General features: G+C 41.8%; 17 protein-coding genes. 4 read left to right on the top strand and 13 right to left on the bottom strand.

The genetic code is table 11. From position 1 onward, the window contains the following. Positions 1 to 8: 8 nt before the first annotated feature. From sirA to yneA, 5 genes are all read right to left on the bottom strand, one after another. The gene (sirA, locus tag BQ5796_RS06720) at positions 9 to 449 is read right to left on the bottom strand and encodes a sporulation inhibitor of replication protein SirA (RefSeq protein ID WP_071459538.1); all 441 of its coding nucleotides are present in this window, start codon (positions 447 to 449) and stop codon (positions 9 to 11) included. A 201-nt stretch (positions 450 to 650) separates the two neighbouring features. Beyond that, positions 651 to 2,654: a transketolase gene (tkt, locus tag BQ5796_RS06715; RefSeq protein ID WP_071459537.1), complete on the bottom strand. Its 2,004-nt coding sequence runs from the start codon at positions 2,652 to 2,654 to the stop codon at positions 651 to 653. A 225-nt stretch (positions 2,655 to 2,879) separates the two neighbouring features. Beyond that, the gene (locus BQ5796_RS06710; protein WP_071459536.1) at positions 2,880 to 3,113 is read right to left on the bottom strand and encodes a DUF896 domain-containing protein; all 234 of its coding nucleotides are present in this window, start codon (positions 3,111 to 3,113) and stop codon (positions 2,880 to 2,882) included. A 104-nt stretch (positions 3,114 to 3,217) separates the two neighbouring features. Continuing rightward, the gene (locus tag BQ5796_RS06705) at positions 3,218 to 3,868 is read right to left on the bottom strand and encodes a YneB family resolvase-like protein (RefSeq protein WP_071459535.1); all 651 of its coding nucleotides are present in this window, start codon (positions 3,866 to 3,868) and stop codon (positions 3,218 to 3,220) included. A 32-nt stretch (positions 3,869 to 3,900) separates the two neighbouring features. After that, a complete protein-coding gene (yneA, locus tag BQ5796_RS06700) occupies positions 3,901 to 4,215 on the bottom strand; it encodes a cell division suppressor protein YneA (protein WP_071459534.1) in 315 nt (104 codons plus the stop codon). A gap of 156 nt (positions 4,216 to 4,371) precedes the next feature. Here yneA and lexA point away from each other — a divergent pair, with 156 nt between their 5' ends. The 3 genes from lexA to BQ5796_RS18655 all read left to right on the top strand — a co-directional run bounded on the left by lexA (position 4,372) and on the right by BQ5796_RS18655 (position 5,937). Beyond that, positions 4,372 to 4,998 (top strand): transcriptional repressor LexA, encoded by a 627-nt coding sequence (lexA, locus tag BQ5796_RS06695; RefSeq protein ID WP_071459533.1) that lies wholly within the window; start codon positions 4,372 to 4,374, stop codon positions 4,996 to 4,998. A gap of 237 nt (positions 4,999 to 5,235) precedes the next feature. After that, positions 5,236 to 5,571: a DUF4257 domain-containing protein gene (locus BQ5796_RS06690; RefSeq protein ID WP_071459532.1), complete on the top strand. Its 336-nt coding sequence runs from the start codon at positions 5,236 to 5,238 to the stop codon at positions 5,569 to 5,571. A 243-nt stretch (positions 5,572 to 5,814) separates the two neighbouring features. Next, on the top strand, positions 5,815 to 5,937 hold the full coding sequence (locus BQ5796_RS18655) for a hypothetical protein (RefSeq protein ID WP_282956852.1): 123 nt from the start codon (positions 5,815 to 5,817) through the stop codon (positions 5,935 to 5,937). 75 nt (positions 5,938 to 6,012) lie between these two features. Here BQ5796_RS18655 and glnA read toward each other — a convergent pair whose 3' ends face one another. The 7 genes from glnA to miaA form a co-directional block, all read right to left on the bottom strand. Next, on the bottom strand, positions 6,013 to 7,350 hold the full coding sequence (glnA, locus tag BQ5796_RS06685; protein ID WP_071459531.1) for a type I glutamate--ammonia ligase: 1,338 nt from the start codon (positions 7,348 to 7,350) through the stop codon (positions 6,013 to 6,015). A gap of 26 nt (positions 7,351 to 7,376) precedes the next feature. Beyond that, entirely contained in the window at positions 7,377 to 7,778 is a 402-nt protein-coding gene (locus BQ5796_RS06680; RefSeq protein WP_071459530.1) for a MerR family transcriptional regulator, read from the bottom strand. 149 nt (positions 7,779 to 7,927) lie between these two features. Beyond that, positions 7,928 to 9,199 (bottom strand): methionine gamma-lyase family protein, encoded by a 1,272-nt coding sequence (locus BQ5796_RS06675; RefSeq protein ID WP_071459529.1) that lies wholly within the window; start codon positions 9,197 to 9,199, stop codon positions 7,928 to 7,930. 13 nt (positions 9,200 to 9,212) lie between these two features. Beyond that, positions 9,213 to 10,472, bottom strand: coding sequence for a GTPase HflX (gene hflX, locus BQ5796_RS06670; protein WP_071461182.1), 1,260 nt, complete (start codon positions 10,470 to 10,472; stop codon positions 9,213 to 9,215). A gap of 198 nt (positions 10,473 to 10,670) precedes the next feature. Then, complete coding sequence (gene spoVK / locus BQ5796_RS06665; RefSeq protein WP_071461181.1) at positions 10,671 to 11,618, bottom strand: stage V sporulation protein K; 948 nt, start codon at positions 11,616 to 11,618, stop codon at positions 10,671 to 10,673. Positions 11,619 to 11,783: 165 nt separating this feature from the next. Continuing rightward, entirely contained in the window at positions 11,784 to 12,014 is a 231-nt protein-coding gene (gene hfq / locus BQ5796_RS06660; RefSeq protein ID WP_071459528.1) for an RNA chaperone Hfq, read from the bottom strand. A 25-nt stretch (positions 12,015 to 12,039) separates the two neighbouring features. Beyond that, positions 12,040 to 12,993 (bottom strand): tRNA (adenosine(37)-N6)-dimethylallyltransferase MiaA, encoded by a 954-nt coding sequence (miaA, locus tag BQ5796_RS06655; RefSeq protein WP_071461180.1) that lies wholly within the window; start codon positions 12,991 to 12,993, stop codon positions 12,040 to 12,042. Between the two features lie 296 nt (positions 12,994 to 13,289). Between miaA and mreBH the strand changes: the two genes are divergently transcribed. Further along, positions 13,290 to 14,297: a rod-share determining protein MreBH gene (gene mreBH / locus BQ5796_RS06650; RefSeq protein ID WP_071459527.1), complete on the top strand. Its 1,008-nt coding sequence runs from the start codon at positions 13,290 to 13,292 to the stop codon at positions 14,295 to 14,297. Between the two features lie 53 nt (positions 14,298 to 14,350). Here the strand turns inward: mreBH and BQ5796_RS06645 are convergent, their stop codons facing one another. After that, positions 14,351 to 14,809: a hypothetical protein gene (locus BQ5796_RS06645; RefSeq protein ID WP_071459526.1), complete on the bottom strand. Its 459-nt coding sequence runs from the start codon at positions 14,807 to 14,809 to the stop codon at positions 14,351 to 14,353. Positions 14,810 to 14,822 lie beyond the last annotated feature (13 nt).

The following is a 14,822-nucleotide window of genomic DNA, read 5'->3' as shown; positions in this document are numbered from 1 at the left end:
CCTGATTTTTAGACAAATTTTCTTTCTTTTATCGGTTTCAGCCACCCAAATTTTTGCGTTTCTGTGTCTATTGCCAAAAAAGAAGTCTCCACCTTTCTTAACTCTTCGAAAAACACTGTTTCAGCAAATTCATTTCCTTTCGAATCAATCCGAATGGATTTGTCCCTGACTACCATTTCTGCACTGCTGGACGGCTTCTCTTTCTCATAGTGATAGATGCCCTTTTTCACAGTAAATCCTTTTGTTTTTTCTAGATTCTGATGAATCTGTTGGTGGACCATAAGTACAGGTATAGGCTTCGTTATATAGTCTATTTGCTTCTCAAGGATCAATCTCCTTTCTCCTTCTGCATGGAAATGCTCCTTGAACAGTGTAAAAAACATTCTTTCTCTACCAAAATAATGTGCAGCAAACTCCTCTTCAATTAAGTAAAGCTGGTAGGATCTCATCCTGATCCCTCCTCTTTAGACAACTATTATTACCATTATAAAAAAAACATAGCTGGACTTGTGTCTAAAGCTGTTAAAAAAAGAGACTTATTTTGTCAAATTCAAACTTTTCTAAGGTTTATTTTTAGCTTGTATACAGGAAGCTAGGATTTTTAACCTATAAAAAAAGGATAGGCATTCGCCTACCCTTTTATATCCTAATTAAGAAAGCAAAGCTTTTACTCGTGCTACGACATTTTCAACAGTGAAGCCATATTCCGCCATGATTTTCTCTCCTGGGGCAGACGCTCCAAATGTATTAATGGCAAGTACTTCACCTTCATCGCCAACATATCTGTGCCAGCCAAGAGGTGCTGCCATCTCAATACCAAGTCGCTTCTTAACAGTTTTTGGAATAACACTTTCCTTATATTCTTGTGATTGAGCTTCAAAACGATCCCATGAAGGCATGCTGACAACAGATACATGGATGCCTTCAGCAGCTAAAGTTTCCTGAGCTTTTACTGCAAGTCCTACTTCAGAACCAGCAGCAAGGAGCAGGGCATCAGCAGTTTCCTTGCCAGATGGTGAAATAACATAAGCCCCCTTAGATACACCCTCATATGCATTTTTATCAGTATCTTTAATAGTAGGCAAGTTTTGGCGAGTTAGTACTAGTGCTGTCGGCTTATCCTTCGATTCAACCGCCAATCTCCAAGCTGCAGCTGTTTCATTGCCATCTGCCGGACGAATAACCGAGAGATTTGGCATTGCACGCAAGGCAGGAAGCTGTTCGATTGGTTCGTGAGTAGGTCCATCCTCACCAACAGCAATACTGTCATGCGTGAAAACATAAGTGACAGGAAGGCCCATCAGGGCGGCCAAGCGAATTGCTGGGCGTAAATAATCGGAGAACACAAAGAATGTACCGCCAAATACTTTCACTCCACCGTGAAGTGCCATACCATTCATTGCTGCACCCATTGCGAATTCACGGACCCCGAACCAAATATTACGGCCTTCAAAGGAACCTGGGAAGAAGTCACCGCTTCCTTTAATCGATGTTTTGTTGGATCCTGCCAGGTCAGCAGAACCCCCAACGAAAAATGGAACAGCATTTGCTACTGCATTAATTGCTTCTCCCGATGAAGCACGGCTCGCAAGGCTTTTCCCTTCTTCGTATACTGGAAGACTCTGTTCCCACCCATCAGGAAGTTCGCCCTTGATTGCAGCTTCCAATTCTGTTGCAAGCTGTGGATGTTCTTTCTTATAGCTTGCAAACAGTTCATTCCACTCTTTTTCAACAGTTTGCCCTTTTTCAACTATCTGGCTGTGGAAATGGCTATACACCTCCTCAGGAACATAGAAGTCCTCTTCAAAAGTCCACTTATATGCTTCTTTAGTCAGCATAAGTTCTTCTTTTCCCAGTGGAGCACCATGTACATCTGATTTTCCAGCAAGGTTTGGAGATCCATAGCCAATAACCGTTTTAACTTCAATCATGGTCGGACGGTCAAGATCAGACTGTGCTTCTTGCAAAGCTTTTGCAATCTCATCCAAATTATTTCCATCTTCCACGCGAATATATTGCCATCCATAAGACTCAAAGCGGTTTGCTACACTTTCTGAGAAGGACCTGTCGAGGTCACCATCAAGTGAAATATCGTTTGAGTCATAAAGAACAACAAGGCGTCCGAGTTTCAAATGTCCAGCAAGTGATGCTGCCTCGGCAGAAACACCTTCCATTAGATCCCCATCACCACAAATGCTATATGTAAAATGGTTTATTAATTCGTATTTTTCTTTATTGTATACTGCGGCCATATGTCGCTCGGCCATAGCCATACCGACTGCCATCGCGATACCTTGACCAAGTGGTCCTGTTGTCGCTTCCACGCCTACAGTATGGCGGAATTCAGGATGTCCGGGTGTTTTACTACCCCATTGGCGGAATTCCTTCAGGTCCTCAATCGAAAGGCCATAACCTGAGAGATGAAGAAGGCTGTAGAGGAGTGCAGAACCATGCCCCGCGGAGAGAACAAAGCGATCACGATTAAACCAATCTGGATTTTTAGGGTTATGTTTCATAAAACGAGTCCATAAAGTATACGCCATTGGAGCAGCGCCCATTGGCATTCCAGGGTGACCGGAATTAGCTTTCTCAATCGCATCTATAGACAGAGTACGAATACTGTCAATGGAAAGTGTATCAATTTTATCAAACATGCAAAACATCCTTTCTTAATGAACTGACTACAACATTAATATTATTGTGACAGTAAAAGATATACATCAAAATGTACCTAACACAGACAAAAAAAGCAAGTCTGTTCTTTATTTTGACACAATAACATGAAGCTATTCAATCATATGAGTGTAATGTTTCCGTGCCGCAACAACAAAAAAAGGATACACACAATGATGTATTCCTCATTTTCTATCCATCCAAACTTAATGAAGATTATTTTTCCCATTATATTGCTTTAGTTTTTCCGGTGTCACATCGTTCCCTAAAGGATCGACAACCGTGACGCCCTTTAGTGTATTCAGCATGGAAGACCGAAAATTTCTAAGATACTCTGCGCGTAATTTCGTCTGTTCCTTCGCTTCTTCCTCTGTTAAGGCAGATTGTTTCGCCTTACGTGCCAGCTCATTAATTCTTGCTATCTTATGTTTCGGCAGCATCTTCCGGCTCCTTTCCATTGATTGTTTGACAAGTGCCATATTACTAAAGTTCAATCATTATTTCAAGAATCCTTGCTGCCGTTTTTACAAAAAAATCGTAAAGCTTATTCCTTTTCTTCTTTCTCTATGTATTCCTTGAACCTGCGGTGAACAGTTGCCTTGGAGACATTATAACCAAACCCACAGAGTGTTGTAGCAATCTCCGCGAAGGTTAACCCGTTGCTTCGCAAACGAACAATTTCCTGTACGGGAGCTTCCTTCCGTTCTCTTCCGGCATTTTCACCTTTGTTTTTTAAATTACGTTCTGGCCTATACCCCTGACTGACGGCCCTGCGCATGCCTCGCTTAATCTTAATATTATGCAGCTTGCGCTGATACTCCTCCACCATTGATACAATCTGAAGTATCATGGAGTCAGCTTCTGATAACTGTAATTCTCCTTGGCTGGAAATGCTGTATAGCTTTACTCCTTCTTTCCGGATGCAATGCAGCAGGGCTACCCGCGCATTCCCTCTCCCAAGTCTAGTTTCATCTTGAATTAGTACAATCTGGATTTCCTCATTCTTGATTAATGATAGCAACTCCAGGATTCCCTCTCTCTCCAAGTCATAACCACTAGCCTGTTCCCTAATGATGCTTACAACTTCGAATCCATAGGAAGTTGCAAGTGCAGTAAGTTCTTCTTCTTGCCTAACGAGAGATGTTTCCTGAGTTTCTTTATTTGTACTGACACGGCAATATATCGCTGCCTGCATGTTGACATCCCTGCTTTTCATTGAAATGCTTTTTATTTTGAATCAGAACCAGCCATCTGTCCTTCTGTCTCTTCAAGTTGAACAGGTACCACCAGTTTATCGCCTGCGCGAATGATTCCACCAGCTATTCCATTCTCGGTTTCAATCAATTTGACAAAATCTCCGGTAGTAAGATTGTGACCTTCCGAGTATTGTTGTGCAATGTTCCAAAGCGTTTCCCCTTCTTCGACTGTCACGGTGACATAGCATTCTTTGCTATCTGCCTGAACAGCAAATACTAGGACAAAAATCAGACTTACGGCTAATAGTATAATAGCAAAAGAGTAAGATTCCATAAATCGTTTCATTTTCCATAACCTCTTCCCGAATATATGTTCGCTCTATCCAAGTTCATTATAAAGCGAACACTCGTTTGTTGTCAATTGAAAATTCGAACTTATGTTTGTACCATGCGAACATACGTGTTATAATTGAACAAAGAAAACAGACGAGGTGCTTAAATTATGGCTAAGCTATCGAAACGGCAGCAAGATATTCTTGAGTTCATTAAAGAAGAAGTAAGAAAAAAAGGTTATCCACCTTCAGTGAGAGAGATTGGGGAAGCGGTAGGACTTGCTTCAAGCTCTACTGTACACGGGCATCTTGCCCGGCTTGAAAGCAAAGGATTAATTAGACGTGACCCGACTAAACCAAGAGCAATTGAAATTCTTGATATTCAGCAGCAAGACAGCATCATTCCGAAATATAATGTAATAAACGTGCCAGTGGTCGGGAAGGTTACTGCGGGCCAGCCGATTACCGCAATAGAAAATGTCGAAGAGTACTTTCCGTTGCCCGACAGATTAGTACCATCTGACGAGCAGGTTTTTATGCTCGAGGTGATGGGGGATAGTATGATCGATGCAGGAATTCTTGACGGAGATTATGTAATTGTAAAACAACAAAAGACAGCCAACAATGGCGAAATCGTTGTCGCGATGACAGAAGAAGACGAAGCAACGGTAAAACGCTTTTTCAAAGAAAGAGAGTTTGTCCGGCTGCAGCCTGAAAATCCGACGATGGATCCCATCATTCTGCGAAATGTATCGATCTTGGGAAAAGTTATCGGTGTATACCGCCATATGCATTAAATAATTTGAGGATTTTCGAGGTTATCGGAAAGCAGGCATAACAACGCTTGCTTTCTTTATTTGTATTGTTGGGAAAATTTCCTAAAAAAGTTATTTCTAGAATAGCAATGGACAAGAATTGAAATTTCTGTGAAATATCCTATACTATTCCATCACTTTTTTTTATATAATAGTATCACACCTAGATTCAACCTGAAGTCGCTCCAACCAATAATTCGACTTTAGGAGAGTGAGAATATGCTGACGAATATTATATGCGCTTTTCTGATTGGTTCGATTGTCGGATTGGCTGGCCACGTTCGGAAAAGGGGGAAAATTGTAAAACCAAGAAAAACAAAACAGTTCATTTATCTAGGATGCCTTGAAGATATTCTTATGGCAGCACTCGCTGCAGTTTTGCTGGTTCTTGCGGCCGATACAGATTCCACCTTAAGAGTCGTATTGCTTGCTGTAACCGCAGGATTTGGCGGTGATGCCGTACTCAGGGGACTTGAACTGCTACGGACAGGAACGCCCCCACCTCCTACTGAACAACCGAATGAAGAAGAAAATAAAAAGTCTGCACAATTATGATTAACACCCCCAGAAGATTGCTTCCGCCTTCAAGCAGCTTCGATGTGCTTGATTTTCTTTTGTCCCTATTCCACAAAAACGCTTTCGTCTATCCTAATCTCATTTCCAGGTAAACACTCCCGCCGCATTTCTACCCTATTTTCAACTTTTCTCAAGTTGCGTTTGAACCCAAGTTTTCATGGGTATTGGATAATATCACTCTCTGCATATAATGGATAAAACAGCAAGAAGGAGGAATGTATTATGGATTCGCTTGCATGGATTATCCCAAGCGTTCTAGGCGTTTCGTTCGCTGCAATGCTTTGGGCACTCTCCCAAAAACCTGGATATACCATCCCAAAAAAACGGGGTAAATCTACAGATTAATTCTTCTAACTTCAATTCTTAGTTTTTCACATAACGAAAAATCCCCTTCCATTTGACGGAGGGGGATTTTTCATTTTAATACATTTGCATATATTGTTCGCGTTCCCATGGATGTACTTGTGTACGGAACATATCCCATTCAATTTCCTTTGCTTCAAGAAAATGTTCAAGTATATGGCCACCTAGCGCTGCTGTAACGACTTCATCTTTTTTCAAGGCATCCAATGCAGCAGCAAGGGTTGGTGGCAGGTCTGTAATACCTGCTTCTTCCCGTTCTTCTTTATCCATAACATAAATATTCCTGTCAACGGCCGCAGGTGGTGTTAGCTTGTTCTTGATGCCATCTAGGCCAGCTTTCAAAAGAACAGCCATTGCAAGATAAGGGTTTGCAGCAGGATCAACACTTCTGACTTCCACTCGCGTGCTCAGTCCACGGGATGACGGAATCCGAACAAGAGGTGAGCGATTTCTCGCTGACCACGCTACATAACAAGGCGCTTCATAGCCTGGCACAAGACGCTTATATGAGTTAACTGTCGGATTCGTTACAGCAGTGAAGCCTTCAGCATGTTTAATAATCCCTGCAATGAATTGATAAGCTGTTTCACTCAGTTCAAGTACTTTGTCGGAAGTATCATAGAAAGCATTCTCTCCATTTCTGAAAAGAGATAGGTTGCAATGCATCCCCGAACCACTAACTCCAAAGAGAGGCTTTGGCATAAAAGTGGCATGCAAGCCGTGCTTACGAGCAATCGTCTTTACGACAAGCTTGAATGTTTGGATATCATCGCAAGCGGCGAGTGCATCAGCATATTTAAAATCAATTTCGTGTTGCCCAGGAGCTACCTCGTGGTGAGATGCTTCAATTTCAAAACCCATTTCTTCTAGTTCAAGGACGATATCACGTCGGCAGTTTTCGCCTAGATCGGTTGGTGCAAGGTCAAAATAGCCGCCATTATCGTTCAATTCGAGTGTTGGCTCTCCGTTTACATCTAATTTAAAAAGGAAAAATTCCGGTTCAGGTCCAAGATTGAAGTTCGTGAAACCCATTTCTTCCATTTCTTTTAAGATGCGTTTAAGATTGTTTCGTGGATCCCCCTCAAATGGAGTACCATCGGCATTGTATATGTCACAGATAAGGCGTGCAACCTTTCCCTTTTCAGCAGTCCATGGAAATACAACCCACGTATCAAGGTCAGGAAATAAATACATATCAGATTCTTCGATTCGAACAAAACCCTCAATGGAAGAACCATCAAACATCATTTTATTGTCTAGTGCCTTTCCAAGCTGGCTGACGGGAATTTCCACGTTTTTTATCGTCCCGAGAATATCTGTAAACTGAAGCCTGATGAACTTTACATTTTTTTCCTTAGCCAATTGAAAAATATCTTCTTTTGTATATTTTGCCAACTTCTTCTCCTCCTGATTTCTATTTCTTAATGAAAAAATCTATTTATGTCTCCATGCTGATTGTTCCGGTGAAACCGGCCAGCTTGCAGCAGTTCTTTACGCAGCAGTTTGCGCAGTTCAGAATCGGACAATTCTTTTTGATTCCTGCGGGCTAGTCTTGAATCCTCTTCTGCCTTTGCCTGCTGCCTAACCTGGTAAATTTGCTTAATGCCCGCCATGTTGACACCTTGACCCACCAGGTCTTTTATTTCGAGAAGCTTATCAATATCGTTCAAGGAAAAAAGGCGTTTGTTACCTTCCGTTCTTGCCGGAGAAATCAAGCCATGCTCTTCATAATAACGGATTTGTCGAGCTGAAAGATCCGTCAGCATCGTGACGCTTCCGATAGATAACAAAGGCATGCTCCGGCGGATATCACTCCCACCCATAAGATTTCTCCTCCTTTTCCTTCCCGATGAATTACCTTTATTATATTTTGTGTAAGGTAAATTGTCAAACACATGTTAGGTTTCCTTACATAAAAAACCGAAAAAGAAAAACAGGTGACCTTAGGGCAGCCATCCTGTTTTATAGTATCCTATTTTAATTCGATTAAACCTTTTTCCAGCAATCTATCTAAAGCGATGCAAACCGCCATTTTCACATGCGAGTATGTCAATCCGCCTTGAACATATGCTGTGTACGGTGGTCTCGCTGGGCCATCTGCTGTTAGTTCAATACTTGCACCCTGGATGAACGTTCCAGCGGCCATGATGACATCATCCTCATATCCTGGCATATAAGCCGGATACGGAGTAACATGAGAGTTAATTGGCGATGCAAATTGGATTGCCTGGCAGAACTCGACCATCCTGTTTAGGTTACCAAATCGAACAGCCTGAATTAAATCTGTTCGCGGTTCCTTCCAGGATGGGAAAGAATCCATGCCAAAGTATTCTAACATAGCAGCAGTAAAGACTGCACCTTTTATCGCTTGCCCCACAGTATGAGGTGCCATGAAAAATCCCTGGTACATTTCCTGGAGGGAATAAAGTGTAGCACCGGCTTCCGCCCCAATCCCCGGGGAAGTCATACGATAGGAACAGGATTCCACTAAGTCACTGCGTCCAACAATATATCCGCCAGTCTTCGCCAGTCCTCCACCAGGATTTTTTATTAGCGAACCTGCCATCAAATCCGCACCAACTTCACACGGTTCCTTATCTTCCGCAAACTCTCCGTAGCAATTATCAACAAACACTATGACGTCTGGCTTAATCTCTTTGACATATGAAATCATTTCGCCTATCTCGTCTACTGTAAAAGAAGGTCTGTCTCCATACCCTTTTGAACGCTGGATCCCAATAACTTTTGTGTTGGGCTTAATCGCTTTTTTTATCCCTTCAAAATCCGGTCTTCCAGCATCAGTAAGTTCCACTTGACCGTAAGAAATGCCGAATTCCTTAAGCGAACCGTTTCCACTCCCGCTCGTTCCCACGATTTCTTGGAGAGTATCGTATGGCTGACCGGTTATGTATAGCAATTCATCACCAGGTCGCAATACGCCAAAGAGCGCAATTGAAATGGCATGTGTCCCAGAAATGATTTGTGGACGAACAAGTCCTGCTTCTGCTCCAAATACATCACTATAAATTTTTTCAAGCGTGTCCCGCCCAATGTCATCATAGCCATACCCTGTTGTCGGGTTAAAATGAGAATCGCTGACCCGGTGCTTTTGAAAGCTCCTCAAAACCTTGAATTGATTCCTGTCAACACGCTTGTCTATTTCTTTATGAACAGTACTGATCTTCACTTCTATCTCTTTCGTGATCGACTCTAAAGCGAGACCATTTTTTAGTTCTTTAAACATAGTTCTGCTCCTATCATACTGTGAATTTCTTGATTTGGCCCGATATATGATGATCCCGCATGCTAAACCCGTTGCAAACATACGCATTTTTATTTTCGTCAAAAGACAACTGACGAAGTATTGTTTCATTTTTCAACTGTGAAAGAAACTTGCCTTCTCCAGCAGGAACAATAACATGAAATGGTGCCATCATGCTAATTGCTGTTTCCTCCAGCTTTTGTTTCAAGGCACTTCTGTCTCCTTCCTGGAATGCACTGATAAAGATAGAAGGATTCTTTGCGGTTGGAACAAAATCAGCATGGCCAATATCCCGCTTATTATATAGTGTTAGCTGCGGTATATGCTGTACTTCCAAGTCTTCTAACAGCTTATTTACCGTTTTTTCATGTGAAAAATAATCTGGATTTGACATATCCACTACATGCAACAGCAAATCAGCTTCCCTTACTTCTTCCAAGGTAGACCGGAAGGCTGCAATCAACGCGGTGGGAAGATCCTGGATGAATCCAACTGTGTCTGTCATCAATGCTACAAAGCCGCTCGGTAACACCATTTTTCTTGTCATAGGATCAAGTGTTGCGAATAGCTGATTCTCTTCAAAGGAGTCCGCTTCTGTCAGCCTGTTGAAGAGCGTTGACTTCCCGGCATTTGTGTAACCGACAAGCGCTATTTGAAAAGCTTTGTTCTTTTTTCGCCTTTCCCTATATCGGTCTCTATGATGAACAATTGTCTCAAGCTGCCCTTTGATTTCATCAATCCTCCTACGGATATGTCTTCTATCTGATTCTAATTTCGTTTCTCCTGGACCTCTTGTTCCAATCCCCGCACCTAAACGAGACATAGCTGTCCCTTGCCCCATTAACCTAGGAAGGAGATATTGGAGCTGCGCAAGCTCAACCTGCAGCTTCCCCTCCTTAGAACGAGCACGACGGGCAAAAATATCAAGTATAAGTTGGGTTCTGTCAATGATTCTTATTTCCAATTCCCTTGAAAGGTTTCGGATTTGACTTGGTGATAATTCATCGTTAAAGATGAGCAATTCCGCCTCGAACTCTTCAATTAATTGCTTCAGTTCATCGACCTTCCCTTTTCCAATATAAGTAGAAGGATGGATTCGATCCCTTTTTTGGATAACAGAAATTAGCACATTACCTTGAGCCGTCTCTGTCAGTGAGCCAAGCTCCTCCATCGAATATTGGAACCTAAGATCATCATTGTCATATGTTTGGCACCCTACTAGTATTGCTTTTTCGCGGTCGTTCTGCTGATCCATCAAACCCCGCCCTTCATTTGTCTTATAAACAATCATACCAAAAATTTTCTCTGAACTAAAATGTCTGAGAAATGAACGATTTATAATGAAAAAAGGCCCCGTTACAGGAGCCATTAGGAGCATCTTAGTCTTTCTTGTTTATATACCCATTTACGTATAATATAAATTTATAAGCATGTCAGCTATCATGCTGACATGCTAATTATCCATGATAACAAGGTCATTACTCCGAATCGTGACTAAATCATGGCGGTCGAACTCGTTTTGCAGCAACAAACGCATTGCCTGAGCTCTGATAGACTTTTCGATTACATTGCGAATATATCGGCCATTTGAGAAACCTGCAGGACCCAGCGTTGCTTTAACTAGTCCAAGGTGCTCCACGAGCTTCCGTTCGGCCTCATGACTAAGTGTATATTCCCTGTCTTTTAACATCCGTCTGCCAATCTCCATTAATTGGTCAATTGTATAATCAGGGAAGTCTATGACCAGAGGAAATCTCGATTGAAGTCCAGGGTTCAAGGAAAGAAAATACTCCATTTCTCTTGAATAGCCAGCAAGAATGAGAATAAACTCATGCTGCTTATCTTCCATATGCTTGACAAGGGTATCAATGGCTTCCTTGCCGAAGTCTTTCTCTCCTCCCCGTCCTAAGGAATAAGCTTCATCAATAAACAATATTCCACCAAGCGATTTTTTTATAAGGTCTCTCGTCTTTTGCGCAGTATGTCCAATGTATTCCCCAACAAGGTCTGCTCTTTCTGCTTCGATTAGATGTCCTTTAGAGAGCACGTTCATTTTTTGAAACAGCTTTCCGATCAGCCTTGCAACCGTTGTCTTTCCTGTACCTGGATTTCCCTTAAACATCATGTGCAATGCTTGCTTTTGAGCTTTAAGACCCATCTCTTCCCGCTTCTTGTTAACATAAATCCATGCATAAATTTCTTTGATCATCCGTTTCATTTCTTCCATGCCTACGAGCGTTCCCAACTCTTCCTCTATATCCTTCAAGGCAGCATGTTCTGTTACATCCGACACGGGAATCGTATTCAATCCCGGAATTTCCCGCTTAATTTCTCTTCTTTTCTCACCATTTAAAACAATGCTAATCTGGCCGTTATTTTTCATGCGTATCGGTTGGTCCATTCTTTCACCTCGGTTCCAAACACTGCCCACAGACTCCTTTGTCTTTCCATCTCCAACGATGGCAGACTCCTATATTAATATGCAGGGAATGCCGCTTGAATGCTTCGGTGAAAATGGAAAAGTCTGCTCATAAGAGCAGACTGCATCTTCCGATTATTAAAAGGATTACTGTTGGGCATCAAGATCGATTTGAACGTTCTTTTGCGGGGCAAATGTAGAAATAGCGTGTTTGTATACAAGCTGCTGCTTTCCTTCGGATTCAAACAGCACCGTGAAATTATCAAAGCCTTTGATCATACCGCGGAGCTGGAATCCATTCAGCAAGAAGACTGTCACATTTGTGCCATCTTTCCGCAGCTGGTTTAAATATTGGTCCTGGATATTGATCTGTTTCATTTCAAGTCCTCCTTTTTATCTCTGTTTATAATGTATTCGCCTTAATTTGTAGCTTTCCTTCAATATAAATAGAAATTTCGGCGAATTTTTTTTCAATGTCCTGTTGAGACATATCAAACCATTCCACATCCATTTTGTTTCGAAACCATGTTAACTGTCTTTTGGCATATCTGCGTGAGTTCTGTTTCAAATTGCTGATCGCCTCATCAAAACTGACTTTCCCTTCAAAATACTCGTATAATTCCTTATAACCAATAGCTTGAATGGATTGGCAATCTTTCAGGCCCGATTCGTATAACTTACGGACTTCCTCTATCAATCCTTCTTCTACCATCATATCGACCCGGCTGTCGATCCTCTCATATAACAGCGACCGATCCATATCGAGGCCGATTAACGCAGTATCGTATAGCGGTTCAGGTTCTTGCCTGCTTCGGTATTCACCTGCAGTCATGCCAGTTTCATGATAAATTTCCAACGCCCTTATTACCCTTCGAACATTATTGGGATGTATGTTTCCAGCACCCTCTGGGTCAATTTGACACAGTTTTTTATGTAAGACGTTATTTCCGAATTTCTCCGCCTCGTTTTCAAGCATTTTACGAAATTCTGGATTACCCGGTGCTTCAGTGAAGGCATAATCCGTAATGGCAGAAGCAATGTATAGTCCAGTTCCTCCAACAATCATCGGTAAATTGCCACGACTAGCTATTTCGGTTATTTTTTCCCTGACAAGCGATTGAAACTCTGCTGCTGAAAAGGAGTCTTTCGGATCTTTGATATCAATAAGGTGATGTGGAATATTTTCCGTTTCTTCTGGATATATTTTCGCTGTCCCGATATCTAATCCCCGATATACTTGCATAGAGTCTCCGCTGATAATTTCTGCGGAATACTTTTTTCCAAGCATGATGCTCAAACTGGTCTTGCCTACAGCAGTAGGACCAATTAATACGATTAATTTTTGTTTTTCTGCCAAACCATTCTCACTGCCTTTTTTATTTTGCAATTGCCGCTAAGGCTCTTTCTATCATTGTAGCCTATTCCTGTTATCAATAAAAGCAACATCTATTAACCCCATCATAACCTATTTTATATCTTTCCATTCCTATACTTCACAATATTACCACTTGGTTACCGAACTATATAATTATTACCATGGATTTTACAATAGTTTAACGATTCGATAACAATCGACATTCCACCCCCAGAAGTATGATAGGTTTTTAAGAAGATTATGATGTTAGTTATCTTGAAACAGAATAGGGTGAAATCATGTTATCTCAATCTGAAATTGGAATTGACCTTGGAACTGCCAATACACTCGTCTACAGCAAAAATAAAGGTGTCGCCTTGAACGAGCCATCCGTTGTGGCTATTGATACGGAAACAAAAAAAGTCCTTGCAGTCGGAAAAGACGCAAAGGAAATGATTGGGAAGACACCCGGTAAAATCGTTGCCATTCGTCCTTTAAAAGACGGTGTCATTGCTGATTTTGACGTAACCACCGACATGCTGCTGCAAATTATGAAAAAAGCCTCGAAAAAAGCTGGTTTCACTATTAGGAAACCAAACGTTGTTGTTTGCACTCCCTCTGGAGCTACAAGTGTGGAACGAAGGGCTATCATTGATGCTGTTCGCAATGCAGGAGCAAAAAAGGTGCATGTCATTGAAGAACCTGTTGCTGCTGCCATTGGGGCAGGGCTTCCGGTTGATGAGCCTGTTGCGAATGTGGTGGTTGACATTGGGGGCGGGACTACAGAAGTCGCCATTATTTCCTATGGTGGTATTGTTGCTGCTCATTCCATACGCGTTGCAGGAGACAGATTGGACGAAGATATTATTCAATATGTTCGGAAAGAGTATAATGTGCTAATCGGCGAACGTACCGCCGAGCGTATTAAAATGGAAATTGGCTATGCATTACTAGATCACGAACGAATAGATATTGAGATTCGGGGCCGCGACCTTGTTACTGGTCTTCCTAAAACTGTTAACCTTCATTCTTACGAAATACAGGAAGCAATAAAAGAATCGCTCTTACATATTCTTGAAGCGATTAGAGCTACGCTGGAAGAGTGCCCTGCGGAACTAAGCGGTGACATTGTTGACCGTGGAGTAATCCTAAGCGGCGGCGGCGCACTTTTGAATGGAATACAGGATTGGCTCAGTGAAGAAATAGTCGTACCTGTTCACCTTGCTCCAAATCCTTTGGAGTCCGTCGCCATCGGTACCGGCAAAGCTTTAGCTTACATCGACCGCCTCCCTTTACTTGCTAGATAAAAAGAACTAGCCCGGTGCTCCCAATAAGCACCGGGCATATTTATAATAAACTACTACTCGTTTTGCATCTGTTTTCTCTGTCTGTTGAAACTTAGGAAAACAGGGAGCGGGATAATGATAAATCCAAGACTCTTCACAAGCTGGTTCTTTGCATTTTCTTTTGTTTGCTCTTTTTCTCCTTTAATTATCTCTTCATATTCCTTCCTGATTTCTTTCTCACTTCGATTTTTTCTCTCTACTTTTCCTTTTTCTTCATATTGGTAATTCATTTTATATTCTTCATAGCTTTGGTAGTATGCTCCAGGACTAACAAGGTCTGCTGCAGCCATGAATATGGAAATGCCTCCCCCAATCACCATCATCAGCGTTGCGAATAAAACGAGGTACGTATATATATGCCTCACGACAACCTCTCCCCCTTTTTGTTTGTTTTTTACTGCATAAAATACGATGAAGATAATAATAACCATTGGTAAAAATGATGTTAATAATGTCAGCGCAATCAAAACCATCCCTCCCTCCTAA

The sequence above is a fragment of the Bacillus massilinigeriensis genome (genome assembly GCF_900111815.1).
GTDB lineage: Bacteria > Bacillota > Bacilli > Bacillales > Cytobacillaceae > Mesobacillus_C > Mesobacillus_C mediterraneensis.
The sequence above is the reverse complement of the archived record's forward strand: the minus strand, read 5'-3'. Positions and strand labels throughout refer to the sequence as shown.

Excerpts from the sequence above, each read along its gene's own strand:
- BQ5796_RS18655 (WP_282956852.1), top strand. The coding sequence starts at position 5,815 with ATGGATTCGCTTGCATGGATTATCCCAAGCGTTCTAGGCGTTTCGTTC.
- tkt (WP_071459537.1), bottom strand. The coding sequence starts at position 2,654 with ATGTTTGATAAAATTGATACACTTTCCATTGACAGTATTCGTACTCTG.
- BQ5796_RS06680 (WP_071459530.1), bottom strand. The coding sequence starts at position 7,778 with ATGGGTGGGAGTGATATCCGCCGGAGCATGCCTTTGTTATCTATCGGA.
- BQ5796_RS06690 (WP_071459532.1), top strand. The coding sequence starts at position 5,236 with ATGCTGACGAATATTATATGCGCTTTTCTGATTGGTTCGATTGTCGGA.
- hflX (WP_071461182.1), bottom strand. The coding sequence starts at position 10,472 with ATGGATCAGCAGAACGACCGCGAAAAAGCAATACTAGTAGGGTGCCAA.
- yneA (WP_071459534.1), bottom strand. The coding sequence starts at position 4,215 with ATGAAACGATTTATGGAATCTTACTCTTTTGCTATTATACTATTAGCC.
- BQ5796_RS06675 (WP_071459529.1), bottom strand. The coding sequence starts at position 9,199 with ATGTTTAAAGAACTAAAAAATGGTCTCGCTTTAGAGTCGATCACGAAA.
- lexA (WP_071459533.1), top strand. The coding sequence starts at position 4,372 with ATGGCTAAGCTATCGAAACGGCAGCAAGATATTCTTGAGTTCATTAAA.
- spoVK (WP_071461181.1), bottom strand. The coding sequence starts at position 11,618 with ATGGACCAACCGATACGCATGAAAAATAACGGCCAGATTAGCATTGTT.
- hfq (WP_071459528.1), bottom strand. The coding sequence starts at position 12,014 with ATGAAACAGATCAATATCCAGGACCAATATTTAAACCAGCTGCGGAAA.
- mreBH (WP_071459527.1), top strand. The coding sequence starts at position 13,290 with ATGTTATCTCAATCTGAAATTGGAATTGACCTTGGAACTGCCAATACA.
- BQ5796_RS06645 (WP_071459526.1), bottom strand. The coding sequence starts at position 14,809 with ATGGTTTTGATTGCGCTGACATTATTAACATCATTTTTACCAATGGTT.
- sirA (WP_071459538.1), bottom strand. The coding sequence starts at position 449 with ATGAGATCCTACCAGCTTTACTTAATTGAAGAGGAGTTTGCTGCACAT.
- BQ5796_RS06710 (WP_071459536.1), bottom strand. The coding sequence starts at position 3,113 with ATGCTGCCGAAACATAAGATAGCAAGAATTAATGAGCTGGCACGTAAG.
- BQ5796_RS06705 (WP_071459535.1), bottom strand. The coding sequence starts at position 3,868 with ATGCAGGCAGCGATATATTGCCGTGTCAGTACAAATAAAGAAACTCAG.